This is a genomic window from Nocardioides piscis, assembly GCF_011300215.1.
In the GTDB taxonomy this organism is placed as follows: domain Bacteria; phylum Actinomycetota; class Actinomycetes; order Propionibacteriales; family Nocardioidaceae; genus Nocardioides; species Nocardioides piscis.
The window spans coordinates 872,685-898,281 of the sequence record NZ_CP049866.1; the positions used below are offsets into that span (position 1 = coordinate 872,685).

Here is a 25,597-nt window from a genome sequence, read left to right on the forward strand (position 1 = left end):
GTGCCCTTCCTCCTGCGCGTCGCATTGCCCGACGTCCCCGGTTCGCTGGGACGGGTGGCTTCCGCGATCGGTCAGGCCGGCGGTGACATCGAAGCGATCGAGATCGTGGAGAAGTCCCACGACGGCACCGCAGTCGACGACGTCCTGCTCGAGATGACGCCGGGTGCGATGCCCGACTCGGTCGTGTCTGCCTGCAACGCGCTGGACGGCGTCATGGTGCTCTGGATCAGCAGGTATGGCGCTGGCGGCAACCTGTTCCTCGACCTCGAGGTGGTCGAGGAGCTGACCGCCCACCCGGCCCACGCGCTCGACCGGGTGATCGACCTGCTGCCGATCACCTTCCGCGTCGACTGGGCCGTGCGGGTGAACCCCGAGGGGGAGATCGTGCGCACGACCGGGGCGGCTCCCATCGCCATACCGTGGTCGGAGATGGAGCGACCCTGTCGGCTGCCTGCCGACGACGTGACCCTGCTCTGCGCCGCGCCGCTCGACGGCGACCTGGTGGTGCTGGGTCGCCGCGGTGGACCGGAGTTCCTCGACTCCGAGCTCGCCCGGCTCGGCCACCTGCTCGGACTCGCCCGCACCATCAGCCGCGCCTGACGCGAGCCCGCGGCCGGCCACTCGATACGGTCGGGGCCATGAGTGCGATCGAAGGCGTGTCCGAGACGTTCGACCCCAGCGCCTGGGACGAGGTGCCGGGCTTCGAGGACCTCACCGACCTGACCTACCACCGCGCCAGGGCGCACGGCACGGTGCGGATCGCCTTCGACCGCCCCGACGTGCTCAACGCGTTCCGACCGCACACCGTCGACGAGCTGCTGCGCACGCTCGACCACGCGCGGATGTCGGCCGACGTCGGCTGCGTGATCCTCACCGGCAACGGCCCGAGCGCCAAGAACGGCAAGTGGGCCTTCTGCACCGGCGGTGACCAGCGGATCCGGGGCAAGGCGGGCTACCAGTACGAGGACGTCTCCGCGGGAGCCGGTGACACCGGTCGCGAGGAGCCCAGCCCGATCGACAAGGCTCGGCTCGCGCGGCTGCACATCCTGGAGTGCCAGCGACTGATCCGCTTCATGCCCAAGGTCGTGCTGTGCGTCGTCCCCGGCTGGGCGGCCGGCGGCGGCCACAGCCTGCACGTCGTGGCCGACCTGACGCTCGCCAGCCGCGAGCACGCGCGCTTCAAGCAGACCGACGCCGACGTCGGGTCGTTCGACGGCGGCTACGGCTCGGCATACCTCGCACGACAGGTCGGGCAGAAGTTCGCCCGCGAGATCTTCTTCCTCGCCGAGGAATACGACGCCGAGACGATGCACCGCATGGGCGCGGTCAACCGGGTGGTCGACCACGCCGACCTCGAGGCGACGGCGTTGGAGTGGGGGCGGCTGATCAACGGCAAGTCGCCGACCGCCCAGCGGATGCTGAAGTATTCCTTCAACCTGCTCGACGACGGGCTCGTCGGCCAGCAGCTCTTCGCCGGCGAGACCACCCGGCTGGCCTACATGACCGACGAGGCCCAGGAGGGCCGCGACCAGTTCCTGGAGAAGCGGGAGCCGGACTGGTCGCCGTACCCCTGGTACTACTGAGCTGGCGCAGACCTACAGCCCGTAGGCGGCCCGGATGTTGCCGTCGAGCTCGATCTCCGGGTCCTGCCCGGCGTCCGCCCACGGCACCTCGGTCTTCTTCTGCAGGCAGTGGTCCGCGACCGGCGACGCGGGAGCGGGGCTGCTTTCGTCGACGGCACCTCGCACGCTCGCGACATAGTTCTTCAACACCTTGGCGTTGGCCTTCCCGTCCAGCATCGCCTTCGGCGTCCGAGGGTCGGTGCCAACCGTCACATGCAGCTGCGCCGCCCCTGCGTCGCCCTCCACCCGGATGTCGAGGAACTTGGCGTTCGACATCTTGGGCCTCTCCCGCGCGATCAGCCTGCGACCGCCGTTGTGCGCGGCCAGGAGCGTCATGTTGCCTGCGTTCTGCAGGACGCCGAGGGCAGCCTCGAACACCGCCTCCGGAGCCTGCGTGAACGCGGCGGAGTCTTGCTTCGGAGAGCGCATGAGGAGCCTTCGATTCGGAGGACGGGGACGGCCCGAGTGTGGACGAGACCAACAGGGCGACGCAAACGACATGCTGGCGGGAAAATTCCGTACCGATCGGTGGCGCGTCGCCACCGCACAGTGGCGTGCACGTGTAGGCCTTGTGGCCCCTCGACGCGGGCAGGGAGGGCCAGAACCCCTACACGGGTTGGCGGCGTGCGCACATGACGGCATTCGCGGGGCTACTGTGCCGCCCCGGCCGACTGCGCCTTGAACCCACGCAGGCGCAGGCTGTTGGAGACCACGAACACGCTGGAGAACGCCATCGCGGCACCGGCCAGCATCGGGTTGAGCAGGCCGGCGGCCGCCAGGGGCAGGGCTGCGACGTTGTAGGCGAAGGCCCAGAACAGGTTGCCCTTGATCGTCGCCAGCGTGCGGCGCGAGAGCCGGATGGCGTCGACCGCGACCCGCAGGTCCCCTCGGACCAGGGTGAGGTCGCTGGCCTCGATCGCGACGTCGGTGCCGGTGCCCATCGCGAGGCCGAGGTCGGCCTGGGCCAGCGCCGCGGCGTCGTTGACGCCGTCGCCGACCATGGCGACGACCCTGCCCTCGGACTGGAGACGCTTCACGACGTCGACCTTGTCGGCGGGGAGCACGTCGGCGATCACGTCTGCCTCGTCGATGCCGACCTCGGCGGCGACCTGGCGGGCGACGACGAGGTTGTCGCCGGTGAGCAGGACCGGGCGCAGGCCCAGGTCGCGCAGCTCGCGGATCGCGGTGGCCGAGCTCGGCTTGATCGCGTCAGCCACCACGATCACGCCGCGGGCCTTGCCGTCCCACCCGACCGCGACGGCAGTGCCGCCGGTGGCCTGGGCCTGCTCGAGCGCGGCCGTCAGGTCGTCGCCCAGGAGCTGTGACCACTCCGCCAGCAGCTGCGGCCGGCCGACGAGCACGGCGTGGCTCGTCTCGCCCTCGACCACGACTCCCTGGACGCCGAGCCCCTCCACGTTGGTGAAGTCGTCAACCTCGGGGAGTGCGCCGTGCCTGGCCCTGGCGCCCTCGGCGACGGCGCGGGCGATCGGGTGCTCGGAGGCGTCCTCGAGCGCGCCGGCGAACCGCAGCACGTCGACCGGGTCCTCACCGTCGGCCGCGATCACGTCACGCAGGGTCATCTTCCCGGTGGTGACGGTGCCGGTCTTGTCGAGGACCACGGTGTCGACCTTGCGGGTCGACTCGAGCACCTCGGGGCCCTTGATCAGGATCCCGAGCTGGGCGCCGCGGCCGGTGCCGACCATCAGGGCGGTCGGCGTGGCCAGGCCCAGGGCACACGGGCAGGCGATGATCAGCACGGCGACCGCTGCGGTGAAGGCCGCCGACAGCCCGCCGCCGGTGCCGAGCCAGAAGCCGAGGGTGGCGGCGGCGAGCAGGATGACGATCGGGACGAAGATGCCGGAGATCCGGTCGGCCAACCGCTGGACCTGGGCCTTGCCGTTCTGGGCGTCCTCCACCAGCCGTGCCATCTGGGCCAGCTGGGTGTCGCCGCCGACCCGGGTCGCCCGGACGACGATGCGCCCACCGGCGTTGACGCAGGCGCCTGCGACGGAGTCGCCGGGGCCGACCTCGACCGGCACTGACTCACCAGTGAGCATCGAGGCGTCCACGGCCGAGGTCCCCCGCTCGACGACGCCGTCGGTGGCGACCTTCTCGCCGGGTCGGACCACGAACAGGTCACCGACGACGAGCTGCTCGACGGGCACCTTGGTCTCGGTGGTGCCGTCCGGTCCGAGGACCGCGACCTCCTTGGCGCCGAGCTCGAGCAGCGCTCGCAGTGCGGCGCCGGCCTGGCGCTTGGACCGGTGCTCGAAGTAGCGGCCGGCCAGGATGAAGGTGGTGACCCCGGAGGCTGCCTCGAGATAGATGTTGCCGGCGCCGTCACCGCGCTGGATGGTGAGCTCGAAGGGGTGCGTCATGCCGGGGGTGCCGGCCGTGCCCCAGAAGAGCGCATAGACCGACCACGCGAGCGCAGCGAGGGTGCCGAGCGAGATCAGCGTGTCCATGGTGGACGCGCCGTGGCGCAGGTTGGTCCACGCGGCCTTGTGAAACGGCCACGCACCCCACACGACGACCGGAGCCGCCAGCGTCAGGGAGAGCCACTGCCAGTTGGTGAACTGCAGCGCAGGGATCATCGCCATCGCGATCACCGGGACGGTGAGCGCGGCCGAGACCAGGAGCCGCTGGCGCAGGGACGCAACCGGGTCGGGCTCGACGCCAGGGGCCCCGTCCACGTCGGTGGAGGACCTCGGCGGCCGGGGCAGCGAAGCGCCATACCCCGCCTGCTCGACTGCCTCGACCAGGGTCGCCGGCGCCACGTCGGGGTCGAAGGTGACCTTGGCCTTCTCGGTGGCGTAGTTGACCGTGGCGACCACACCGTCGAGCTTGTTGAGCTTGCGCTCGATCCGGTTGGCGCACGAGGCGCAGGTCATCCCGGTGATCGCGAGCTCGATCTGCGTGGTCATGGGTGTCCTCCTGATCGCACGGTGAAGGCCGCGGTGCGGACCACGCCGTCGTGCTGGAAGTCGAGATAGAGGTGGTAGGTCCCATCGCTGGGGACGGCTGCATAGAAGGTGACCTCAGGGCCGGGCTCGGTGCTGCCGCCGGGGTGGACGTGGAGATAGGCGAGGTCGCCACCGCGGAGCGCGACGAGGTGGCCGTAGGCGCCGAGATAGGGCTGGAGGTCGGTGACCGGCTCGCCGTCCTTCTCGACGCGCACGGTCAGCTCCGCGTCCTCGCCGGCTCGCAGGTCGCCGTCGAGGGTGACCTCGTAGTCGCCCACGGTGGCCGTGTGGTTCTCGGCCAGCGGCGTAGCCGGCTCGGGACGGCCGTCGACCGACAGGTCTGCGCCAAGGGTGAGCGCGTCGGCCCCGGTGGCCGTGAAGTCGGCGAAGACGCGCCAGCTGCCGGGAGTGAGGTCGAGGTCGACCGACCAAACGCCCGTGTCCTCGTCGAGGACGGGGTGGACGTGCTGGAAGCCGGTGAAGTCGCGGCGTACGGCGATCAGGTGCAGCTGCTTCTCGTGCTCGACCTCGAACCCGGTGACCGGGGCTCCGTCCGGCCCGGTGATGGTGAAGGCGACCGGCCTGTCCTGCCCGGCTCGCGTGCTGGGCTCGGCCAGAGCCAGGGTGTAGCCGCTCTGGGACACCATGAGCCCGCCAGGGATGTCGTCGGTGGTCGCCGTGACGGGTTCGCTGGCCGGCTCGTGGACGTCGCCGTGGGCGCTCACGGGCTCGTCGCCGCCGACCGGGCCGACGGCCTGACCGACGACCAGCGCGAGGGCGAAGGCCGCGACGACCGCAGCCAGGAACCCGGCGACCCGGATCGGGGTGCTCATGCCAGCTGGTAGCCGGCCTCCTCGACGGCGGCCTTGACGGCGGCGTCGTCGAGCGGCTCGGCGCTGGTGACGGTGACGGCTCCGGTCGGCAGGTCGACCTCGACGCTCTCGACGCCGGGGATCTCCTGGACCTCCTCGGTGACGGAGCTGACGCAGTGGCCGCAGGTCATGCCGGTGACGGTGTAGGTGGCGGTCTGGCTCATGGCTGGTTCCTTCGGTCGATGTGGGTGAGGGGTGTTGGTGGTTGTCAGGAGCGGACGAGACGCGCGATGGCGTCGGAGGCTTCCTTGAGCTTGATCTGCGCCTCGTCGCCGCCGGCCGCGACAGCGTTGACGACGCAGTGGGCCATGTGCTCGTCGAGCAGCCCGAGGGCCACCGCTTCGAGCGCCTTCGTCATCGCCGAGACCTGGGTGAGGATGTCGATGCAGTACTTCTCCTCCTCGACCATGCGCTGCAGGCCCCGCGCCTGGCCCTCGATGCGGCGCAGCCGCTTGAGGTAGTCCGCCTTGGTGTTGTTGGCGATGTAGCTGTGCTGGTGCTCGGTGGCCTCGGTCATCGCGTCGTCCTTCTCGTGCTGTCGTAGTCCTTGCAACCTTACCCCCTAGGGTATATAACACAAGGCATGGCCAACCGAAAGGACCTTGTGATGGACGCCCGCAACTCCATGGCCGCCAACGCGACCCTGCACTGCCTCACCGGCTGTGCCATCGGCGAGATCGCCGGGCTGATGATCGGCACCGCCATCGGCCTCAGCACCGGCGCCACGATCGCGCTCGCGGTCGGGCTCGCCTTCCTGTTCGGCTATGCGCTCTCGACCCTGCCGCTCATGAAGGCGGGCCTGGGCTTCGGCGCGGCGCTCAGCGTCGTCTTCGCCGCCGACACCCTCTCGATCGCCGTGATGGAGATCGTGGACAACGCCGTGATGGCACTCATCCCCGGGGCGATGGACTCAGGCCTGGTCAACCCGATCTTCTGGATCGGAATGATCATCGCGCTGGCCACTGCCTTCGTCGCAGCCTTCCCGGTCAACCGCTACCTCATCGACAAGGGCAAGGGGCACGCCCTCACCCACCAGTTCCAGATGGGCGCCGGCGACGAGGACCACGGCGGCCACACGGGTGACCACGCCCACCACCAGCACTGAGACCTGAGGAGCACACGATGAACACCAACACCCTCGCCGCCGCCGTCATCGGCTTCCTGCTCGGCGGGCTGACCGTCTCCGTCGCCGCCGAGCTCGAGAAGGACGCCGACCCAGCGCCCAGCCACGGGATCAGCCAGCACCAGCGCTAGCCGAGCAGGACCGCGATCAGCAGCGCCACCGGCAGTGAGCACAGCGTCGTCACCAGGATGGTCTCGCGCGAGACGTCCTCGCCGGTCCGGTAGCGCGTCGAGTGCAGGAAGATGTTCTGCGCCGTCGGCAGCCCGGCCGTGATGACGACCCCCAGCAGCACAGCACCCTCGAGCCCCAGGGCCGTCCCGATCCCCCAGGCCACCATCGGCATCACCACCATCTTGAGCACGGTGGCCACCAGCACCTCCGCGTTGTGGCCGGCCCGGCCGGGCCACGGTGACAGACGCAGCGCAGCGCCGTACGAGATGAGCATCGCCGGTATGGCGAGTCCGGCCAACAGCCGGAGCGGCGAGTCGACGATCCGGGGCAGCTCCCAGTCGGTGACGGCCAGCACCACCCCCACCACGGAGGCGATCGTCAGGGGGTTGGTGGTCAGTCGCCGGAAGGCCGACCACGGACCCGACTCGCGCCCGGAGACGCGGTCGAGCACCATCAGCGCGAGCGGCTGGACAACCATCATCTGCACCAGCAGGGTCGGCACCACCACGGTCGTGTCCCCGACGACATACGCCGCCACCGCGATCCCCAGGTTGCCGGCATTGACATAGGACGACGCCAGCGAGCCGATCAGGAGCGAGCCCGCATCCGGTCGCCAGCGCCAGCGCACGATGACGGCATAGGCGACGAAGCAGACGGCCAGAGACGTCGCGGACGCGGCGAGGTTGGCGACCGCGCCACCGATCTCGGTCTCGCTGATCACCACGACCATCAGCGCCGGCGAGGCGACGAAGAAGGCGATCTCGCCGAGCGTGCGCTGGGAGGTGACGTCGAGGACACCGACGTGCGCGAGGGCCGCACCGCAGCCGATCACGACCAGGATCGTGGTGAAGCCGATCAGCAGGTCCACGACACCTCCCGAGGCAGGATGGCGGCATGAGCCACCCCCTTGTCGTCCGCGTCGGCCCCCTGATGCCGTTCCTCGAGGAAGCACTGGTGCGAGACCATGCCGCTCCGTCGCTCGCCGACGTCGGTGATCACACCGAGGGCCTCACCGTTGCCGTCGCCGGCGGCGGCACCCTCGTCGGCGCTGCCGAGATGGACGCGCTGCCCGACCTGGCCGCGGTGGCCAACTTCGGCGTGGGCTACGACAACGTCGACGTCGAGGAAGCCAGGCGTCGGGGCATCGTCGTCTCCAACACCCCCGACGTGCTCACCGACGCGGTCGCGGACCTGTCGGTGGCGCTGGTGCTCGACGTGCTGCGGCAGGTGAGCGCGGCCGACCGGTTCGTCCGCCGCGGCGAGTGGGGCGCTGGCGGCCGCTATCCCCTCACGCGGGAGGTGCGCGGCTCGGTCATCGGCATCCTCGGCCTGGGGCGCATCGGACGGGCGGTCGCGCAGCGTCTCGAGCCGTTCGGCGCGACGATCGCCTATCACTCGCGCAGCCCCAAGGACGTGCCCTGGGACTATCACACGAGCCCGCTCGCGCTGGCCGCGGCGAGCGACGTCATGGTGGTGCTGACCCCGGGCGGCGCGTCGACCAGGCACCTGGTCGACGCGGAGGTCATCGACGCGCTGGGGCCGGAGGGGCTCCTGGTCAACGTCGCCCGCGGCTCGGTCGTCGACGAGGACGCCCTGGTGACCGCCCTCGAGGAGGGACGCATCGCCGGAGCCGGTCTCGACGTGTTCGCCGACGAGCCCCACGTGCCGCCCGCCCTCCTCGGCCGGGACGACGTCGTGCTCCTGCCCCATGTCGGGAGCGCCACCGTGCAGACCCGCGAGGCCATGGCCCGCCTGGTGCTCGACAACGTCGCTGCGTTCCTGGCTCGTGGAGAGCTGGTCACGCCGGTCGCCTGAGCAGCCATCTCTGGACACGTCCCAACTTGTCGGATAAGTTCACAACACATCATACAAGTTGGCACGACGAGAAGGAACTCCACATGTCCGACCAGATCCGCTCCCTGACGCTGTCCCACGTCGTCCTCCCGATCGCCAACCCGGTCAGCGACGCCAAGGTGCTGACCGGCCGGCAGAAGCCGCTCACCGAGACGGTGCTGCTCTTCGTGGAGGTGACGACGACCCAGGGGCTGAGCGGCGTCGGCTTCTCCTACTCCAAGCGCGCCGGCGGCAAGGCTCAGTTCGCGCACCTCAAGGAGGTCGCCGAGGCCGCGATCGGCCAGGACCCCAGCGACATCGCCAAGATCTATGAGTCGCTGATGTGGGCCGGGGCCTCGGTCGGCCGCTCCGGGGTGGCCACCCAGGCCGTCGCCGCCCTCGACGTCGCCCTGTGGGACCTCAAGGCCAAGCGGGCCGACCTGCCGCTGGCGAAGCTGCTGGGCTCGTACCGCGACTCCTGCCGGGTCTACAACACCTCCGGCGGCTTCCTCCAGGCCTCCCTCGAGGAGATGAAGGAGAAGGCGTCGGCGTCGCTGGAGACGGGGATCGCGGGCATCAAGATCAAGGTCGGCCAGCCCGACTGGCGCCTCGACCTCGAGCGGGTCGCGGCGATGCGCGAGCACCTCGGCGACACCCCCTTCATGGTCGACGCCAATCAGCAGTGGGACCGTGCCCGCGCTCGCCGGATGTGCCGCGAGCTGGAGCAGCACGACCTGGTCTGGATCGAGGAGCCACTCGACGCGTGGGACGCCGTCGGGCACGCCGACCTGTCGCGCGAGTTCGACACCCCCATCGCGACCGGGGAGATGCTGACCTCCGTCCCAGAGCACATGGCGCTGGTCGACGCGGGCTATCGCGGCATCGTCCAGCCTGACGCCCCGCGCATCGGTGGCATCACACCCTTCCTCAGGTTCGCGACCATCGCGGCCCACCACGGACTGGCGCTCGCCCCGCACTACGCGATGGAGATCCACCTCCACCTCGCCGCGGCCTACCCCACCGAGCCGTGGGTCGAGCACTTCGAGTGGCTCGACCCGCTCTTCGACGAGTCGATCGAGATCCGCGACGGGCGCATCTTCGTGCCGCAGCGCCCGGGCCTCGGGTTCACGCTGTCGGACGAGATGCGCGCCCACACCCAGGACACCGTGACCTTCTCGGCCTGATCGGAGGGCATGATCCACCCGTGAAGACCCGCGCCCACCACGTCGTCGCCGGACTCAAGGACAAGATCCTCAGCGGCGACCTCCCTCCCGGCACCAAGCTCCCCTCCGAGGCCGAGCTGATCGCCGAATACGCCGTCTCCCGCCCGGTCGCGCGGGAGGCGGTGGCCCGGCTCCAGGCGGAGGGCCTCGTCGAGACGTTCCAGGGACGCGGCACGTTCGTGCTCGCCGTACCGGAGCCGTCGTCGTTCACGCTGGAGACCTCGGCCATCCGCAACCAGCACGACGTGCTGGCGATGGTCGACTTCCGCATCGGTGTCGAGAGCGAGGCCGCCGCCCTGGCTGCGGCCCGCATCTCGTCACCCTCGGCGGAGGCGATCACCCAGGCGCACGAGTCCTTCATGGCGGCCGGTCACGAAGGGGCCGTCGAGGCCGACTTCGCCTTCCACCGCGCGATCGCCGCGGCGTCGGACAACCGGTTCTTCCTCGACCTGCTCGACTCGCTCGGCCCGATGATGATCATGCTGCCGCGGACGCGGCTGGCGTCGGCATACTCGATGAGCGACGCCGCCCACGTCGACCGCGTCCAGCGCGAGCACGACAACATCGCCGCCGCCGTCCTGGCCGGGGACGTCGAGACCGCTCGCGCCGCCATGCGGGTGCACCTGGGCAACACCCGGCGCCGGCTGTCGGCCTGAGACGCGGCTACCAGCGCGAGGTGTTGGGCGTGAAGTCCGGCTGGATGGAGCGCATGTAGACGGTGTCCTCGCGTCGGCGGACGCCGCAGGTGAGGTATTGCTCGTGCAGGGTCGCGAGCATGTCGCGGTCGAGCTCGACGCCCAGGCCGGGGGTGGAGGGTACGGCGACGGAGCCGCCCTCGAAGCTCAGGACGCCTGGCTTGACCAGGTCCTGGGTCTTCCACGGGTAGTGCGTGTCACAGGCATAGGTCAGCGTCGGCGTCGCCGCGGCGAGGTGGGTCATCGCCGCGAGCGACACCCCGAGGTGTGAATTGCTGTGCATCGACAGGCCGAGTCCCCATGTCTCGGCGATGCCGGCCAGCAGCTGGGACCGGCGCAGGCCGCCCCAGAGGTGGTGGTCGGAGAGCACGATCTGGACGGCGTCCTGGGCGATCGCGGGTGGCAGGTGCTCCATCGCGATCACGCACATGTTGGTCGCCATCGGCACGTCGGTCGCAGCGGAGACCTCGGCCATCCCCTCGATCCCCGGGGTGGGGTCCTCGAGGTATTCGATGACACCCGCCAGACGAGCGGCGACCTCGAGCGACGTCGTCGGGGTCCACGCACCGTTGGGGTCGAGCCGCAGCGGCAGGTCGGGGAAGGCATCGCGCAACGCCTCGATCGCCTCGCACTCCTGGTCGGGGTGGAACACGCCACCCTTGAGCTTGAGCGAGCCGAAGCCCCAGCCGTCGACCATCGTCCGCGCCTGGGCCACGACCTGGTCGGGGGTGAGCGCCTCGCCCCAGGCGTCGTCCGCGGCACCGGGGTGGCCTGCCCACTTGTAGAAGAGGTAGCCGCTGAACGGCACCCGGTCGCGCACCCGCCCACCGAGCACCTCGCTCACCGGGCGGCCGGTCTCGTGACCCTGCAGGTCGAGGCAGGCGACCTCGAACGGGGAGAAGACGGTCTCGACCGCCGACCGCACGTCGAGCATGCCACCGAAGCTGGCCCCGCCGCCGCCGGTCTCCTGGCCGAGCACCTCGACCACGACCCGACGGAGCGAGGCGAGGTCGAAGGGGTCGACGCCGGGGATGGCAGCCGCCACGGCTGCGAGGCGGTCGAGGTGTGCCTCGTCGGCATACGTCTCGCCGAGGCCGAGCAGGCCGGAGTCGGTGTGGACCTCGACGATCGCACGCAGCGCCCAGGGCTGGTGGACGCCCACGACGTTGAGCAGCGGCGGGTCGCCGAACGCGACGGGGGTGACGACGACCCGGGAGATCCGCGACGTCATCGGGCGGGCTTGACGGCCAGGATCGGCACGTCGAGCGAGAGGAGCAGCCGCTGGGCGTCGCTGCCCATCATCAGCTTGCCGACCGGCGAGCGGCGGCGCATCCCGATCACGACGAGGCGGGCACCGGTGCGTTCGATGGCGGACTCGAAGGCCTCGACGATGTCGGCGCCGTGGTCGGTGTGGTCGACCGTGGCGCTCACGCCGACCGCTGACGCGGCGTCGAGCAGCGTGGCCTCGACGCCCTCGTCGACCAGGTCGGGGTCGACCGTGGCACCTCGGCGGGGGCTGTTGAGGATGACGACGTCGTCGCCGCGCGCAGCGGCCTCCGCAAGTCCGGCGGCGAGGGCTGCCTCGCCGACACGGGTGGGCACAAAGCCGATCAGCACGGTCATCGCCTGCCTCCTTCTTGATCAATGCGCTCAGTCTGGTCGATCGGGGGATGGTCGGGAGTGGTCTCGGGCGAGCGGCGCCGGAACGCCAGCCTGATCAGCGGCAGGGCGAGCACGAGCAGGATGAAGGCCAGGATCGTGCCGGAGATGGGTCGGGTGACGAAGCCGGTCGGGTCGCCCTCGAAGATCAGCATCGAGCGCCGGAAGCTCGACTCCATCAACGATCCGAGCACGAAGGCGAGCACGAGCGGGCCGGGCTCGAAGCCCGTCTTCTTCATCAGGTAGCCCACGATGCCGAAGACGATCATCACGAAGATGTCGAAGACGGAGTTGTTGATCGTGTAGACGCCCAGGATCGTGATCAGGGCCGTGATCGGCGCCAGGATCGCCGGGCGCACCCGCAGGATCTTCACGAAGACGCCGACCAGCGGGATGCTCAGGATCAGCAGGATCAGGTTGCCGATGTACATCGAGTTGATGACGCCCCAGAAGAGGTCCGGGTTCTCGTCGATGAGCTGGGGTCCGGGCGTGACACCGACGACGAGGAGCGCCGCGAAGAGCATGGCCATCGAGGCGTTGGCAGGGATGCCGATCGTCAGCAACGGGATGAAGGACGACGTCGCGGCGGCGTTGTTGGCCGACTCCGGGCCAGCGACGCCCTCGATCGCGCCGCGACCGAAGCGGGAGGGGTCCTTGGCGATGCGCTTCTCCGCGGCGTATGCCGCCAGGCTGGCCATCACTGCGCCGCCACCCGGCAGCACGCCGAGGAAGAAGCCGATGACCGAGCCGCGGCCGATCGCGGGCGACGCCTGCTTGAGGTCCTTGCGGGAGGGCCAGATGTTGGCGATGGCGGCGGGGACGTGGGGCTTGCCGTGCCGTTCCTCGAGGTTGTAGAGGATCTCGCCGACGCCGAACAGGCCCATGGCGACGACGACGAAGTCGATCCCGGCCTGCAGCTGGAGGGTGTCGAAGGTGAAGCGGTTGGCGCTGGTGAAGCTGTCGCTGCCGACGGTGGCCAGCAGCAGCCCGACCGCGGCAGCGACCAGGGCCTTGACCGTGTGGCCGTTGCCGACGGTGGCCACCAGCAGGACGCCGAGCAGCGCGAGCGCGGCATATTCGGGCGGCCCGAACTGCAGTGCATAACCGGCCACGATCGGGCCGAGCAGCGTCAGGCCGATGATCGAGACGGTGGCACCGAAGAACGAGCCGATCGCCGCGATGCCGAGCGCGGTGCCGGCCTTGCCCTGCTTGGCCAGCGCGAAGCCGTCGAAGACGGTGACGACCGAGCTCGCCTCACCAGGGATCCGCAGCAGGACCGAGGTGATGGTGCCGCCGTACTGCGCGCCGTAGTAGATGCCGGCAAGCATGATGATCGCGGAGATCGGGTCGTCGGCGTTGTAGGCGATCGGCAGCAGGATGGCCATCGTCGCGGCCGGGCCGAGACCCGGCAGGACACCGATCAGCATGCCGATCAGGACGCCGATCAGGCAGTAGAGCAGGTTGGTCGGCTGCGTCACGACGCCGAAGCCGTCGAGGAAGGCGTTCCAGTCCATGGGGGTCTCCTCTCTGGCTCAGAAGGCGAGCAGGTGGGGCAGCGGGATCTTGAGGGCGTAGAGGAACAGCAGGTAGAACGCCGCCGTCGTGCAGAGCGAGATCACGATCGTGCTGCGCCAGGACTCGCCACCGAGGAAGCGGAGCCACACGACGCAGAGCGCGAGGGCGGGGATCTCGAAGCCGATCGTGGGGAGCAGCAGTCCAAGGCCGACGAAGGTCGCGCCACCGGCCAGCACCAGGAAGCTGGACCGGGTGAACTTCTCCGCATCGTCCAGGGTTCGGCCGATGACGAGCAGCACGATGGCGAGGAGGACGATGACGAGCGAGACGGCGAAGGGCCAGAGCCCCGGGCCGGGCCGCCGGAGCGACCCGAGCCCGTAGCCGTGTGCGAGGACTGCGGCCCCGATGCCGAGGACGAGGACCACGGCGGCTGAGACGAGCTGGTAGGCCGGTCCACCGGCCGGCGGCCGTTCGTCGGCCAGCTCCCGGGCGACCTCGGCCTGGAGCTCGGCAAGGATGTCGGGCTCGTCGGTCCGGTCCGTCTCAGGCTCGCGCGTGGTCATCGTCGTCCTCGCCTCTGTCGCCGGTGGTGCGTCAGCTCGCGTCGCCGAGGTCGATGCCGTATTCCTCGACGAGGTCTGCGTAGCGCTGCTTGTCCTCCTCGAGCATGGTCACGATCTCGTCACCGGAGACCTCGAGGGGGGTGAGGTTGTTCTGCTCGTTGAAGGCCTTGTACTCCTCGGTCTCGAAGGTCGCCTGCATCGCCTCGGCGATCGCGTCCTGGACGTCTTGCGGGGTGCCCTTCGGGACGGTCATGAAACGGTACTGCGAGACCTCGACGTCGAGACCCTGCTCCTGCGCGGTCGGCACGTCGGGGAGGAACTCCACGCGCTCGGGGCCGAAGACGACGAGCGGGACGATCTTGCCGGACTCGATGTTCTCGACCGCCTCGCCGACCTGCAGGCAGGCGGTGTCGACCTGGTTGCCCAGCAGTGCTGTGAGCGCGGGTGCGCCACCGTCGAAGGGGATCGCCTCGGCCGGGGTGTCGTTGACGTTGAAGGTCAGCGCGCAGGCGAGCTGGGCTCCGGTGCCGACGCCCGTGGTGCCATACGTGATCTTGCCGTCGGCATTGGCGAAGTCGTCGACCGCGGTGAAGCCGCTGCCCTTGCTGGCCACGAGCACGTAGTCGTCGCGAGAGACGCCCTGGACGACGTCGAAGTCCTCGATGTTGGTGACCTCGTCCTCGCCGACGGCGAGGGGGGTGATGGCGTAGAGCGAGGCATTCTGGACCGAGATGGTGGAGCCGTCGGCCTCGGCCTTGGCGACCTCGGCCGCGGCGAGCGCGCCGTTGGCGCCCTCGCGGTTGATCACCGAGAAGGTGCCGCCGAGCTCGTCGGAAAGGCCCTGGGCGACCTGACGGCTGATCAGGTCGGAGGACCCGCCGGCCGAGGCACCGACCGGCATCTCGACCGCGCCGGACGGGTAGTCGCCCGAGTCGCTTCCGCCGCCGGCGGTGTTCTCGACGCCGCCGCAGGCGACGAGGGCCAGGGCGGCGGCGGTGGTGACCGCTGCAAGGCTGAGGTTCTTGCGCATGCTGTGCTCCTAATTCGGAGGTTGAGGAGGTCGCTCTGCGACCGTCTCGAAACCGGGGTGTGACCACCGACACTAGGTTTGGTCGACGATGCCCGTCCAAGCCCGATGTGGCATGGCTTGATACCTTGACCGTATGGCGATCACGCTCGACCAGGTGCGATGCTTCATCGCTGTCGCGGAGGAGCTGCACTTCGGCCGGGCGGCCGACCGGCTCAGCATGACGCAGCCCCCGCTGTCACGGCAGATCCAGAAGCTGGAGAAGACCGTCGGGGCGCAGCTGCTCGAGCGCGACAACCGACGGGTCGCGCTGACGGGTGCCGGTGCGGCATTTCTCGACGAGGCCTATCGGCTGCTCAACCTGGTCGAAGGCGCCGGCGATCTGGCCCGCCGGGTCGATGCCGGCGCGGCCGGTGTGGTGCGGCTGGGCTTCACGGCCGTGTCGGCCATCTCGATCCTGGGTCCGCTGCTGCGGCGGCTGACCGCCGCCCTCCCCGACGTCGAGGTCCTCCTCTCCGAGCGCGTGACACTGGCCCAGGTCGACGGCATCCGCCGCGGCGAGCTGGACATCGGCCTCGCCCGGCCACCGTTCGACACCGACCTCCTGCAGTCACGCGTCGTGCTGCGCGAGGCCCTGATGGCGGTCGTGCCTGTGGACCATCCGCTCGCAGCGTCGGACCGGCCGCTGACTCCACAGGACTTCGATGGCCAGCCGGTCATCGGCTACGACCCGCAGCAGTCGCGCTACTTCCACGAGCTGTCGGTGCGCTTCCTGGCCAACGCCCATCCCCGTATCGAGCAGCGCGTCCACCAGATCCTCACCGCGATGCTGCTCGTCGCGGCTGACCGCGGACTGGCTTTCGCTCCCGCCTCGGCCGCCTCGCTGGCCGTCTCCGGCGTGGTCTTCAAGGAGCTCGTCCACGGCGGCGGTGACACGGCGCTGGACACCGACCCGGAGCGGCCGGTGGAGCTCTATGCGGTCTGGTCGCGCGAGTCGGTGCCACCGGTCGTCCGACGCGTGCTGGACGTGATGCTCGCCGGCTGACTGCCGGGACGATCCCCAATGTCGACGGTGACGTGGCGGCTCGGCGGTGCCATCGTGGATCCATGACGCGGAGGTTGGACGTCGACTACCTCGTGGTGGGCGCGGGCGCCATGGGCATGGCGTTCACCGATGCGTTGATCGACCACAGCGACGCCCGCGTGCTGCTGGTCGACCGCCGCCACGGGGCGGGCGGGCACTGGTTGGAGGCCTATCCCTTCGTGCGACTGCACCAGGCATCGGCCTTCTATGGCGTCGCCTCGACGCTGCTCGGTGGCGGCGCCCTGCAGGAGAGCGGTCCTGAGCAAGGTCTCCAGGAGCGCGCAGCCCAGGGCGAGATCACGTCGTACTACGCACGGATGCTCGACAGGATGCTGCAGTCGGGTCAGGTCGAGTTCGCCGCGAACAGCGACTTCGACGACAAGCACAGGGTCGTCTCGCGCATCTCGGGAGAAGCGGTCGACGTTCCAGCGACGTGTCGGATCGTCAATGCCCACTACCTCGCGCCCAGCATCCCGGCGGAGAAGCCACCGCCGTTCGAGGTCCTCGACGGCGCACACGTCGTGCCGGTCAACGACCTCGCGCGCCTGGAGGAGGCGCCGAGCGAATATGTCGTCGTCGGCTCCGGCAAGACGGCGACCGATGCGTGCATCTGGCTGCTCGCGCACGGCGTCGATCCGGACGCGATCTGCTGGGTGCGGCCTCGTGACCCGTGGATGTTCAACCGGGCCAGGGTCCAGCCCGATCCGGAGATCTTCCTGGGGCTCGCCGCGGACATCATGCAGGCGGGTGCTGAGGCCAGCTCACTCGACGACCTCTTCCTCCGGATGGAGGACGCCGGCGTGATGCTGCGGATCGACCGCTCGGTCACGCCGACGATGGCCAAGACGCCGACGCTGGCGACCTGGGAGCTCGAGCAGCTGCGGACGCTGGAGAACGTCGTGCGCCGCGGGCACGTCGTGGCCGTCGACCGGGGCAAGCTGACCTTCGCCGACGGGGCGGTCGCGGTGGCGGACGACGCCGTCATCGTGCACTGCGCGGCCGACGGTCTGAAATATCCGCCACTCGTCCCGGTCTGGCGGCCCGAGGACATCACGCTGCAGCCGATCCGGGCAGGGTTCCCGTGCTTCGGTGCGGCCCTGATCGGCTATGTCGAGGCGACCCGCTCCGAGGACGACGAGAAGAACCGACTGTGTCCGCCATCGCCATACGGGGACACGATGGCGGGGTGGGCGCGGATGACGGTGCTGGGCACCCGGGCCACGATGTCCTTCTCCGCCGAGCCCGACATCAAGGAGTGGGCCGACGGCGTGGCGCTCAACCCTGCGCGGCTGCCACCCGACCATCCGCAGTCCGCGGCACTGACCGACGCACGTCAACGGCTCAGCACGCACACCAGGTCGGCGCTGGAGCGGCTCGCCCAGCTGAGCGTCGGCTGACCTAGGGTCGAGACCGTGAGCCGCATCTTCACGACGAGCTTTGCGTCGGTCTATCCCCACTACGTGGCCAAGGTCGAGAAGAAGGGGCGCACGAAGGCCGAGCTGGACCAGGTGATCGAGTGGCTGACGGGGTACGACGAGTCGGCGCTGGCCGAACACCTCACCGCGGGCACGACCTTCGAGGACTTCTTCGCCGACGCGCACCTCAACCCCGACGCGCACCTCGTGACCGGTGTGATCTGCGGACATCGGGTCGAGGAGATTGCGGATCCGTTGATGAAACAGATCCGCTGTCTCGACAAGCTGGTCGACGAGCTGGCCAGGGGCAAGGCGATGGAGAAGATCCTGAGGTCGTGATCAGCCAGCGACCGCGAGCAACCTCGCAGAGACCAGGCGCTCGAGTGGCGAGGGGTCACTGCGATCGATCGGTGGATCGGGAGCCCGGGAGCGGTGCCTGTGGCCGGTGGGGGTCGTCACCACGATCTCGGTGACCGTCAGTGGGTCGGCGACGGGCTCGTGGCGCCAGCCCGGTGACTCCTTGGCGTAGTTGCAGGCCTCGCACAGCCCTTGGGCGTTGGCGAGGTCGGTCGCACCGCCCTGGGCGCGGGAGACCACGTGGTCGCGGTGTCGGATCGGGGCGTTGCAGTATGGCGAGCGGCACCGCCGGTCGCGCAGGTCGATGAGGTCGGCCAGCCCTCCCCGGAAGAAGCTCGACGCCGACTCCACGGCTAGCAGCGCTCCCGTCCTCGGCATGGCGAAGAGCCGTTGGATCGTGGAGCTCGCGTGCTGGGCTCCGGCCAGCGCGAGACTCCTCGCCACGGACGCCGGGACGTAGCCCGCTCCCATCACGTAGCCCGGCTCGCGACCGTCGCCCAGCAAGGTCTCGGCACTCACGATCAGCTTGAGGGCCGTGGGCAGCGGAGCGCTGCGGCTCAGGCCACCCAGGCGCCCGACCAGGGTGTCGGCGACCAGCTGGCCGCGGCTGCGCTCGTCTCCGCGAGCGCGGGCAGCCTCAGCCGCGTCGCTGAGGGAGGTCATGATCAAGGCGACGTCAGCGGCCGGGAGGAGGGCGGTGAGCCGAGCCATCCCGTCGCCGATGATGCGGCCGCTCACCCGGCGCTTCGCGCGCGCTCGCTCGTGGCGGGCGAGCCAGCCCGCGTCGTCGCGGCGGAGCACCTCACGGCGGACGCGGTCGCGAAGGTCCGCATCGCCCAACCCGGCGAGGTCGTGGCTGACGGCTGCGTCGACCGCCCGACGCCGGCTGGCCTCCAGGTCGGCCGTCTCGCCGGCGATGATCTCGGCGCGGCGCTCGTTGATGTCACCACGCTCCAGCGCAGCGAGCGTCTCCGGTAGGTCGCGGACCAGCGCCCGAGCGAGGTTGAGCTTGCGGCGGCCGTCATGCGGTGACTCCCGTCGGGCGAGGCCGATCTCCTTGCCGATCCCGGCGTCGGGGTTGGGCCAGCGCCGTGTGGGCTCCAGCATCCGACGGGCCTCGGCCTGGGCCTGCCGGTGCTGGTCGAGCGAGTGCGTGACGCGCGCCTGCGCAGCACTGATCGCGGACTTGAGACGCTCGAGGGCGTCGAGCTGGTCGATGCAGTCCTTGGGGTCGGCGGCCACCGGGGTCGCGAGGAGGGCCCCCGCCATCGCGCGGAGGGAGTCGTCAGGGGCCGCAGCGGGGGCTGCGGGTGGGGTCGCCATCGGCATCCGCACCTCTGCTCCTCCTCCGTCTCGGCCGGTTGACCTGGTGCTTCGCACGCTAGAGGAGGCCATCGACAACGACGCTCGACTCATCCCCAGGCTCATCGCTAGCGTGGTCGCGTGATCTGGTCCCGAACAGGCGGTCGCGACGACGGACCGCTGCTCGTGCTGCTGCACGGGCTGGGAGCGAGCGCCGGGGCGTATGGCGGTGTCGAGGCCCTGCTTCCTGCGAGCTGGCCCGGTGGCTGGCTGGTCGTGGACCTGCCCGGCCACGGGCGCTCGGACTGGGCTGCGCCGTACTCCTTCCGGCGACACGCCGACGCCGTGCTCTCCACGCTGCCGGCCGGTCGGGACGTCGTGATCGTCGGCCACTCGATGGGTGGGGTCGTGGCGCTGGAGCTGGCGACCGATCCGCGGGTGCGTGGTGTCGTGGCGTTCGGGGTGAAGGTGAGCTGGCCCGAGTCAGACGTGGCCGGGGCGCAGCGGCTGGCTGGTCGTCCTGTCCAGCTCTTCGCTTCTCGCGCCGAGGCTGTGCAGCGGCACCTGCGGCTGGCGGGGCTCTCGGAGCTCGTGCCCGGCGACGACCCACGGGTTGCTGCCGGTGTCGTCGAGACCGCGGACGGGTGGCGGGTCGCCCAGGACCCGGCGACGTTCGGGGTGGGAGTGCCAGACATGGCCCTCCTGCTGTCTCAGGCTCCGTGTCCCGTCGTGCTGGCTCGCGGTGAGCACGACCCGATGGTCAGTGATGACGACCTCGCAGCGCTGGCGGACGACCCGGTCGTGCTCTCGGGGCTCGGGCACAACGCGCACGTCGAGGACCCGCAGGCGGTCCTGGCGCTAACACGCCAACTGGTCCCGGAGACACCTTGATGCCCTACTTCGAACGCACCGGACTGTCGACCTACCGACCCACCGAGCACGTTTCTGGGGCGTGGAACCCGGATGAACAGCACGTCGCCCCCGCCCTCGGTCTCCTTGCCCACGTGACCGAGCAGGACCGCGACAGCCGCCGCGAGGACCGCCTGCTCGTCACCCGCCTGTCCTACGACATCTGGGGCACCATCCCGATGGACGAGGTCACCACCTCGGTCCGCGTGCTGCGTCCCGGCCGCACGGTCGAGCTCGTCGAGGCCTCCCTCAGCCACGACGGCCGCACCGCGGTCACGCTGCGAGCCTGGCTGATGCGCCCAGGTCAGACCGACGCCCTCGCCGGTGGCCGGCTCCCCGCCATACCGGGACCGCGCGAGACCCCTGGGTGGGACCCCACCTCCGTGTGGCCCGGCGGCTTCATCGCCTCAGCCGAGGTCCGGCGCCGGCAGGAGGAGCCGGGTCGGGCAGTCGTGTGGACCACCACCGACGTCGCGCTGGTCGACGGCGAGCCCGTCAGCACCCTCGCCCGCACCGCCGCGATGCTCGACATCGTCAACGGCATGAGCGTCCGGGCGGACCCCCGCGCCGTCGCGTTCCCCAACCTCGACCTCACCGCGCACCTGCTGCGCGAACCCGTCGGCGCCTGGACCGGGTTCGACGCCACGGTCTCCTTCGGCGTTCACGGCGTCGGTGTCACCAGCAGCGTCCTGCACGACGAGGACGGTCCGCTCGGCACCATGGCGCAGACGCTGACCGTGCGACCGAGCAGTCGGCACTGACGGCGGGCACGCTGGCGCCGTCGGTGACGTCGCTTGGCACCGTGCCGCCTTCATGACCTCGTGGACCGTTGGCCAAACCCTGACAAGGTGGCGACATGACAGAACACGTCGTCGCAGGTCGGGCACTGAACCGCAAGGCGGTCCTCTTCCACGGCACCGCCGCACACCCCGACGTCGCATGGCTTCCGTGGCTGCGCGGGCGGTTGGCTGCGCGCGGCTACGCGGTCGTGGCGCCGCACTACCCCACCCTCAACGTCGAGCCCATCACCACGTTCCTGCCGAAGGTGCTGGCCGACCACAGGTTCGACGCGAACACCGTCCTGGTCGGCCACTCGGGCGGGGCCGCACTGCTGCTCGCGATCCTCGAGCACATCGACACGCCGGTGGACCAGGCCATCCTCGTCGCGGGCTACTGCACACAGCCCAACACCGAGGACGAACCCGTCCTGCAGGACGCCTACGACTGGGCGGCCATCCGGGCCAACGTCCGCGACCTCTACTTCATCAACTCCCGCACGGATCCCTACGGCTGCGACGACAGGCAGGGTCGCGCCATGTTCGAACGGCTCGGCGGCACCCAGATCGTCCGCGACGACGGCCACTACGGAGACTTCGACCAGCCCTACGAGTCGTTCGAGCTCCTCGACCGACTGATCGACTGACTCCGCCTGGCGCCCGCCTGCCGTGACGCCGGCCGTTGCCATACCCGCACTGCATCACCGCATACAAAATCAGCCTTGGACAGGCATCGTTCACGCTCCTAGCGTGGTGAGCACCGCCCGCCACGACACTAGGACGCCTTGTGACCGAGTACAGCCCGACCGACCTCGCGACCCAGCTGAAGAGCGGTCTCCTCTCGTTCCCGGTGACGCACTTCAGCGGCGACCTGGAGTTCGACGAGGCGGCCTATCGCAAGCACCTCGCCTGGCTGGCCGAATATCCCGTCGCCGGGCTCTTCGCCGCGGGCGGGACTGGGGAGGGCTTCTCCCTGACAGCGGAGGAGACCGACCGGGTGGTCCGGGCTGCTGTCGACGAGGTGGCCGGCGCCGTACCCGTGCTGGCCCCCGCCACGGGGAGCACGAAGAACGCGATCGCCCAGGCCAAGGCCGCCGAGGCCGCCGGCGCGAGCGGTCTGCTGCTGATGCCGCCCTACCTCACCGAGGCCAGCCAGGCCGGACTGGTCGAGCACGTCAGCCAGGTCTGCCAGGCCACCAGCCTCGGCGTCGTCGTCTACAGCCGCGCCAACGCCGTCCTCCTCGACGAGGCCGTCGCGACGCTCGCCGACCGCAACCCGACCTTCATCGGCTTCAAGGACGGCGTCGGGAGCATCGAGCAGATGACACGCACCTATGCCCGTGTCGGCGACCGCCTGATGTATGTCGGCGGCCTGCCCACCGCGGAGACCTTCGCCCTACCGCTCCTCCAGCTCGGGGTGAGCACCTACTCCAGCGCGATCTTCAACTTCGTGCCCCAGTTCGCGATCGACTTCTATGACGCCGTCCGCGCCCAGGACCGCGTCGAGGTCTACCGTCGACTCAACGAGTTCGTCCTGCCCTACCTCGACGTCCGCGACCGCACCCAGGGCTACGCCGTCTCCATCGTCAAGGCCGGCCTCACCGCGGTCGGTCGTGAAGGTGGCCGGGTGCGCCCGCCGCTGACCGACCTGCACGAGGGTGAGGTCGCCGAGCTCCGCGAGCTGATCGGGAGGATCGCATGACCAGCACGACGACCGAGGTCGAGGCCGCCACCACGGCGGCAGCAGAGGCCTTCGCGGCCTATCGCGCCACCACGCCCGAGCAGCGCGGCGCCTTCCTGGAGGCTGTCGCCGCCGAGATCGAGTCCGACAAGGACGCGATCATCGAGGCCGCCGTCGCCGAGAGCCACCTTCCTCTCGCACGCATCACCGGCGAGGTCGGGCGCACGACCGGCCAGCTGCGGATGTTCGCCGAGGTCGTACGCCGAGGCGATCACCTCGGCGTCCGGATCGACCCAGCCCTGCCGGACCGCGCTCCCCTGCCGCGACCCGACGTCCGCCAGCGGATGATCCCGCTCGGCCCCGTTGCCGTCTTCGGCGCCAGCAACTTCCCGCTCGCCTTCTCCACGGCCGGCGGCGACACCGCCTCGGCCCTGGCTGCTGGCTGCCCGGTCGTCGTCAAGGGCCACCCGGCCCACCCCCGCACCGGCACGCTCGTCGCGCAGGCCACCAGTCGCGCAGTCGAGCAGTGCGGCCTGCCGGCTGGCACGTTCGCGTTCCTGCTCGACGAGGGCAGTGGCTTCGAGCTCGGCCAGGCACTGGTCAAGGATCCGCGGATCAAGGCCGTCGGCTTCACCGGCTCCCGCAACGGCGGGCTCGCCCTCGCCGAGACCGCAGCCAGGCGCCCCGAGCCGATCCCGGTCTATGCCGAGATGTCCTCGATCAACCCGGTGGTCGTCCTGCCCGGTGCGCTCGCGGAGCGAGACATCGCGGTGTTCGCCCAGGCGTACGTCGGTTCGCTGACCCTCGGCGCAGGGCAGTTCTGCACCAACCCGGGCCTGCTCTTCCTGCCTGCCGGCGAGGCAGGCGACGCCTTCCTCAGGGCCACCGCCGAGGCCGTCGCAGCGACGACCGGCCAGACGATGCTCACCCCCGGCATCGCCGAGGCCTACGCCTCCGGCACCGGTCGGCTCAAGGAGACCGACGGCGTCAGCGTCGTCGGCACCGGCACCGAGGGCGGCGAGCACGCCCCCGCCCCGGTCGTCGCCGAGGCCTCGACCCTCGACGGCGTGACCGACGAGGTCTTCGGAGCCGCTGGGGTCGTCGTCCGTTACGCCGACACCGACTCTCTCGCCGCCAGCCTCGACCACCTCGAGGGACAGCTGACCGCGACGATCCACAGTGCCTCCGCAGACCGGAAGGCAGCGCAGCAGCTGCTGCCCGTCCTCGAGCTCAAGGTCGGCCGCGTCCTCTTCAACGGCTGGCCGACCGGCGTCGAGGTCGGCCACGCGATGGTCCACGGCGGCCCCTTCCCTGCGACGTCCGACAGCCGCACCACCAGCGTCGGCAGTCGCGCGATCGAGCGGTTCCAGCGCCCGGTCGCCTATCAGGACGTCCCCGCCGACCTCCTGCCCGAGGCACTGCGCGACGACAACCCGTGGGGGCTGACCCGGCGCATCGACGGAGCGCTCGAGCGATGACGAAGATCGCCACCACGATCAGCGGGGTCGAGGTCGTCCCGGTCGCGGGGCACGACTCGATGCTGCTCAACCTCAGCGGCGCGCACGGCCCCTTCTTCACCCGCAACATCGCGATCGTCACCGACTCCGACGGCCGCGAGGGCGTCGGGGAAGTGCCGGGCGGCGAGCTGATCAAGGGCACGATCGAGGACGCCGCCGAGCTGCTCGTCGGCCAGCCGCTCGCGACCTACAAGAGCCTGCTGCGCGAGGTGGCCACGCGGTTCGCCGACCGCGACAAGGGGGGCCGCGGACTCCAGACCTTCGACCTCCGCACGACCATCCACGCGGTGACCGCGCTGGAGTCAGCGCTGCTCGACCTGTCCGGGCAGGCCCTCGGCATACCCGTCGCGGAGCTCCTCGGCGACGGCCAGCAGCGCAGCAGCGTGCCCATGCTCGGCTATCTCTTCTATGTTGGTGATCCCGACCGGACCGACCTGCCCTACCTCCGCGAGCCGGACGGCTTGGACGACTGGGAGCGACTGCGTCGCGAGGAGGCCATGACCCCCGACGCGATCGTGCGCCTGGCCGAGGCTGCCCAAGCGCGCTATGGCTTCAGCGACTTCAAGCTCAAGGGCGGCGTGCTCCCCGGCGAGGACGAGGTCGCCGCCGTGACCGCCCTGCACGAGCGCTTCCCGGACGCGCGGATCACCCTCGACCCCAACGGTGGCTGGCTGCTGGACGAGGCAGTCCGGCTGCTCGACGGCCTCGACGACGTGCTCGCCTATGCCGAGGACCCCTGCGGCGCCGAAGACGGCTTCTCCGGCCGCGAGGTGATGGCGGAGTTCAAGCGGCGCACCGGTCTGCGGACAGCCACCAACATGGTTGCCACCGACTGGCGGCAGATGGCCGACGCCGTGCGCACCAACGCCGTCGACATCCCGCTCGCCGACCCGCACTTCTGGACGATGGCCGGCTCGGTGCGGGTCGCCCAGCTCTGCCACGACTTCGGTCTCACCTGGGGCTCGCACTCCAACAACCACTTCGACGTCTCGCTCGCGATGTTCACCCACGTCGGCGCCGCCGCGCCCGGCGAGATCACCGCGCTCGATACGCACTGGATCTGGCAGGACGGGCAGGGCCTGACGAAGGAGCCGCTGCAGGTCGTGGACGGCGCCATCGCCGTACCCACCTCACCGGGGCTCGGCGTCGAGCTCGACCGCGACCGGGTCGCCGAGGCGCACGCCCTCTATCTCGAGCACGGCCTCGGAGCCCGTGACGACGCCGCGGCGATGCAGTTCCTCGTGCCGGACTGGACCTTCGACCCGAAGCGCCCCTGCCTCGTCAGGTGAC

General features: G+C 70.3%; 28 protein-coding genes. 16 read left to right on the plus strand and 12 right to left on the minus strand.

The features are described 5' to 3' along the window. Positions 1-600, plus strand: coding sequence for an ACT domain-containing protein (locus G7071_RS04320; protein WP_166315331.1), 600 nt, complete (start codon positions 1-3; stop codon positions 598-600). A 38-nt stretch (positions 601-638) separates the two neighbouring features. Then, entirely contained in the window at positions 639-1,583 is a 945-nt protein-coding gene (locus G7071_RS04325) for a 1,4-dihydroxy-2-naphthoyl-CoA synthase (protein ID WP_166315334.1), read from the plus strand. A 12-nt stretch (positions 1,584-1,595) separates the two neighbouring features. Here the strand turns inward: G7071_RS04325 and G7071_RS04330 are convergent, their stop codons facing one another. From G7071_RS04330 to G7071_RS04350, 5 genes are all read right to left on the minus strand, one after another. After that, on the minus strand, positions 1,596-2,051 hold the full coding sequence (locus tag G7071_RS04330) for a hypothetical protein (RefSeq protein ID WP_166315337.1): 456 nt from the start codon (positions 2,049-2,051) through the stop codon (positions 1,596-1,598). A 221-nt stretch (positions 2,052-2,272) separates the two neighbouring features. Beyond that, positions 2,273-4,546, minus strand: coding sequence for a heavy metal translocating P-type ATPase (locus G7071_RS04335; RefSeq protein WP_166315340.1), 2,274 nt, complete (start codon positions 4,544-4,546; stop codon positions 2,273-2,275). Beyond that, entirely contained in the window at positions 4,543-5,418 is an 876-nt protein-coding gene (locus G7071_RS04340; RefSeq protein WP_166315343.1) for a hypothetical protein, read from the minus strand. The genes G7071_RS04335 and G7071_RS04340 overlap by 4 nt, the downstream gene beginning before the upstream one ends. Next, a complete protein-coding gene (locus G7071_RS04345; protein WP_166315346.1) occupies positions 5,415-5,621 on the minus strand; it encodes a heavy-metal-associated domain-containing protein in 207 nt (68 codons plus the stop codon). Before G7071_RS04345 ends, G7071_RS04340 begins: the two co-directional genes overlap by 4 nt. A 44-nt stretch (positions 5,622-5,665) precedes the next feature. Further along, positions 5,666-5,974 (minus strand): metal-sensitive transcriptional regulator, encoded by a 309-nt coding sequence (locus G7071_RS04350; protein ID WP_166315349.1) that lies wholly within the window; start codon positions 5,972-5,974, stop codon positions 5,666-5,668. Between the two features lie 66 nt (positions 5,975-6,040). Here G7071_RS04350 and G7071_RS04355 point away from each other — a divergent pair, with 66 nt between their 5' ends. Both G7071_RS04355 and G7071_RS19565 read left to right on the plus strand, forming a co-directional pair. Next, the gene (locus G7071_RS04355; protein WP_246210366.1) at positions 6,041-6,562 is read left to right on the plus strand and encodes a DUF4396 domain-containing protein; all 522 of its coding nucleotides are present in this window, start codon (positions 6,041-6,043) and stop codon (positions 6,560-6,562) included. Positions 6,563-6,579: 17 nt separating this feature from the next. Beyond that, positions 6,580-6,711, plus strand: a complete 132-nt coding sequence (locus tag G7071_RS19565; RefSeq protein WP_281351729.1) for a hypothetical protein — start codon at positions 6,580-6,582, stop codon at positions 6,709-6,711. Here the strand turns inward: G7071_RS19565 and G7071_RS04360 are convergent. Continuing rightward, positions 6,708-7,619, minus strand: coding sequence for an AEC family transporter (locus tag G7071_RS04360; RefSeq protein WP_166315352.1), 912 nt, complete (start codon positions 7,617-7,619; stop codon positions 6,708-6,710). The two genes, G7071_RS19565 and G7071_RS04360, sit on opposite strands and share 4 nt — an antisense overlap. Positions 7,620-7,645: 26 nt before the next feature. Here G7071_RS04360 and G7071_RS04365 point away from each other — a divergent pair, with 26 nt between their 5' ends. The 3 genes from G7071_RS04365 to G7071_RS04375 all read left to right on the plus strand — a co-directional run bounded on the left by G7071_RS04365 (position 7,646) and on the right by G7071_RS04375 (position 10,463). Then, on the plus strand, positions 7,646-8,566 hold the full coding sequence (locus G7071_RS04365; protein WP_166315355.1) for a 2-hydroxyacid dehydrogenase: 921 nt from the start codon (positions 7,646-7,648) through the stop codon (positions 8,564-8,566). Positions 8,567-8,649: 83 nt separating this feature from the next. Further along, on the plus strand, positions 8,650-9,768 hold the full coding sequence (locus G7071_RS04370) for an L-talarate/galactarate dehydratase (protein ID WP_166315358.1): 1,119 nt from the start codon (positions 8,650-8,652) through the stop codon (positions 9,766-9,768). 20 nt (positions 9,769-9,788) lie between these two features. After that, positions 9,789-10,463 (plus strand): FadR/GntR family transcriptional regulator, encoded by a 675-nt coding sequence (locus G7071_RS04375; RefSeq protein ID WP_166315361.1) that lies wholly within the window; start codon positions 9,789-9,791, stop codon positions 10,461-10,463. 7 nt (positions 10,464-10,470) lie between these two features. Here G7071_RS04375 and G7071_RS04380 read toward each other — a convergent pair whose 3' ends face one another. The 5 genes from G7071_RS04380 to G7071_RS04400 are packed head-to-tail and all read right to left on the minus strand — an operon-like array spanning position 10,471 to position 15,269. Next, positions 10,471-11,733 (minus strand): glucarate dehydratase family protein, encoded by a 1,263-nt coding sequence (locus tag G7071_RS04380; RefSeq protein ID WP_166315364.1) that lies wholly within the window; start codon positions 11,731-11,733, stop codon positions 10,471-10,473. After that, entirely contained in the window at positions 11,730-12,125 is a 396-nt protein-coding gene (locus tag G7071_RS04385; RefSeq protein ID WP_166315367.1) for a universal stress protein, read from the minus strand. The genes G7071_RS04380 and G7071_RS04385 overlap by 4 nt, the downstream gene beginning before the upstream one ends. Next, positions 12,122-13,675: a tripartite tricarboxylate transporter permease gene (locus G7071_RS04390; protein WP_166315370.1), complete on the minus strand. Its 1,554-nt coding sequence runs from the start codon at positions 13,673-13,675 to the stop codon at positions 12,122-12,124. The genes G7071_RS04385 and G7071_RS04390 overlap by 4 nt, the downstream gene beginning before the upstream one ends. A gap of 18 nt (positions 13,676-13,693) precedes the next feature. Then, positions 13,694-14,239 carry a tripartite tricarboxylate transporter TctB family protein gene (locus G7071_RS04395; RefSeq protein ID WP_166315373.1) on the minus strand — a complete coding sequence of 182 codons (546 nt, stop codon included), beginning with the start codon at positions 14,237-14,239 and terminating at the stop codon, positions 13,694-13,696. A 31-nt stretch (positions 14,240-14,270) separates the two neighbouring features. Further along, on the minus strand, positions 14,271-15,269 hold the full coding sequence (locus tag G7071_RS04400; RefSeq protein WP_166315376.1) for a Bug family tripartite tricarboxylate transporter substrate binding protein: 999 nt from the start codon (positions 15,267-15,269) through the stop codon (positions 14,271-14,273). A gap of 133 nt (positions 15,270-15,402) precedes the next feature. Here G7071_RS04400 and G7071_RS04405 point away from each other — a divergent pair, with 133 nt between their 5' ends. From G7071_RS04405 to G7071_RS04415, 3 genes are all read left to right on the plus strand, one after another. Then, positions 15,403-16,311, plus strand: coding sequence for a LysR family transcriptional regulator (locus G7071_RS04405; RefSeq protein WP_166315379.1), 909 nt, complete (start codon positions 15,403-15,405; stop codon positions 16,309-16,311). Between the two features lie 62 nt (positions 16,312-16,373). After that, positions 16,374-17,747, plus strand: coding sequence for an NAD(P)-binding protein (locus G7071_RS04410; protein ID WP_166315382.1), 1,374 nt, complete (start codon positions 16,374-16,376; stop codon positions 17,745-17,747). A gap of 15 nt (positions 17,748-17,762) precedes the next feature. Then, a complete protein-coding gene (locus G7071_RS04415; protein WP_166315385.1) occupies positions 17,763-18,104 on the plus strand; it encodes a DUF2200 domain-containing protein in 342 nt (113 codons plus the stop codon). Here G7071_RS04415 and G7071_RS04420 read toward each other — a convergent pair whose 3' ends face one another. Further along, a complete protein-coding gene (locus tag G7071_RS04420; protein WP_166315388.1) occupies positions 18,105-19,445 on the minus strand; it encodes an HNH endonuclease in 1,341 nt (446 codons plus the stop codon). It abuts the gene before it with no gap. 120 nt (positions 19,446-19,565) lie between these two features. Here G7071_RS04420 and G7071_RS04425 point away from each other — a divergent pair, with 120 nt between their 5' ends. The 6 genes from G7071_RS04425 to G7071_RS04450 all read left to right on the plus strand — a co-directional run bounded on the left by G7071_RS04425 (position 19,566) and on the right by G7071_RS04450 (position 25,596). After that, positions 19,566-20,315, plus strand: a complete 750-nt coding sequence (locus G7071_RS04425) for an alpha/beta fold hydrolase (RefSeq protein ID WP_206062901.1) — start codon at positions 19,566-19,568, stop codon at positions 20,313-20,315. Continuing rightward, the gene (locus tag G7071_RS04430; RefSeq protein ID WP_166315391.1) at positions 20,315-21,094 is read left to right on the plus strand and encodes a thioesterase family protein; all 780 of its coding nucleotides are present in this window, start codon (positions 20,315-20,317) and stop codon (positions 21,092-21,094) included. The genes G7071_RS04425 and G7071_RS04430 overlap by 1 nt, the downstream gene beginning before the upstream one ends. Positions 21,095-21,189: 95 nt before the next feature. Continuing rightward, the gene (locus G7071_RS04435; protein WP_246210368.1) at positions 21,190-21,756 is read left to right on the plus strand and encodes an RBBP9/YdeN family alpha/beta hydrolase; all 567 of its coding nucleotides are present in this window, start codon (positions 21,190-21,192) and stop codon (positions 21,754-21,756) included. A gap of 140 nt (positions 21,757-21,896) precedes the next feature. Beyond that, complete coding sequence (kdgD, locus tag G7071_RS04440; protein ID WP_166315394.1) at positions 21,897-22,811, plus strand: 5-dehydro-4-deoxyglucarate dehydratase; 915 nt, start codon at positions 21,897-21,899, stop codon at positions 22,809-22,811. After that, positions 22,808-24,268, plus strand: coding sequence for an aldehyde dehydrogenase (NADP(+)) (locus G7071_RS04445; protein WP_166315397.1), 1,461 nt, complete (start codon positions 22,808-22,810; stop codon positions 24,266-24,268). The genes kdgD and G7071_RS04445 overlap by 4 nt, the downstream gene beginning before the upstream one ends. After that, on the plus strand, positions 24,265-25,596 hold the full coding sequence (locus G7071_RS04450) for an enolase C-terminal domain-like protein (RefSeq protein ID WP_166315400.1): 1,332 nt from the start codon (positions 24,265-24,267) through the stop codon (positions 25,594-25,596). The genes G7071_RS04445 and G7071_RS04450 overlap by 4 nt, the downstream gene beginning before the upstream one ends. Position 25,597 lies beyond the last annotated feature (1 nt).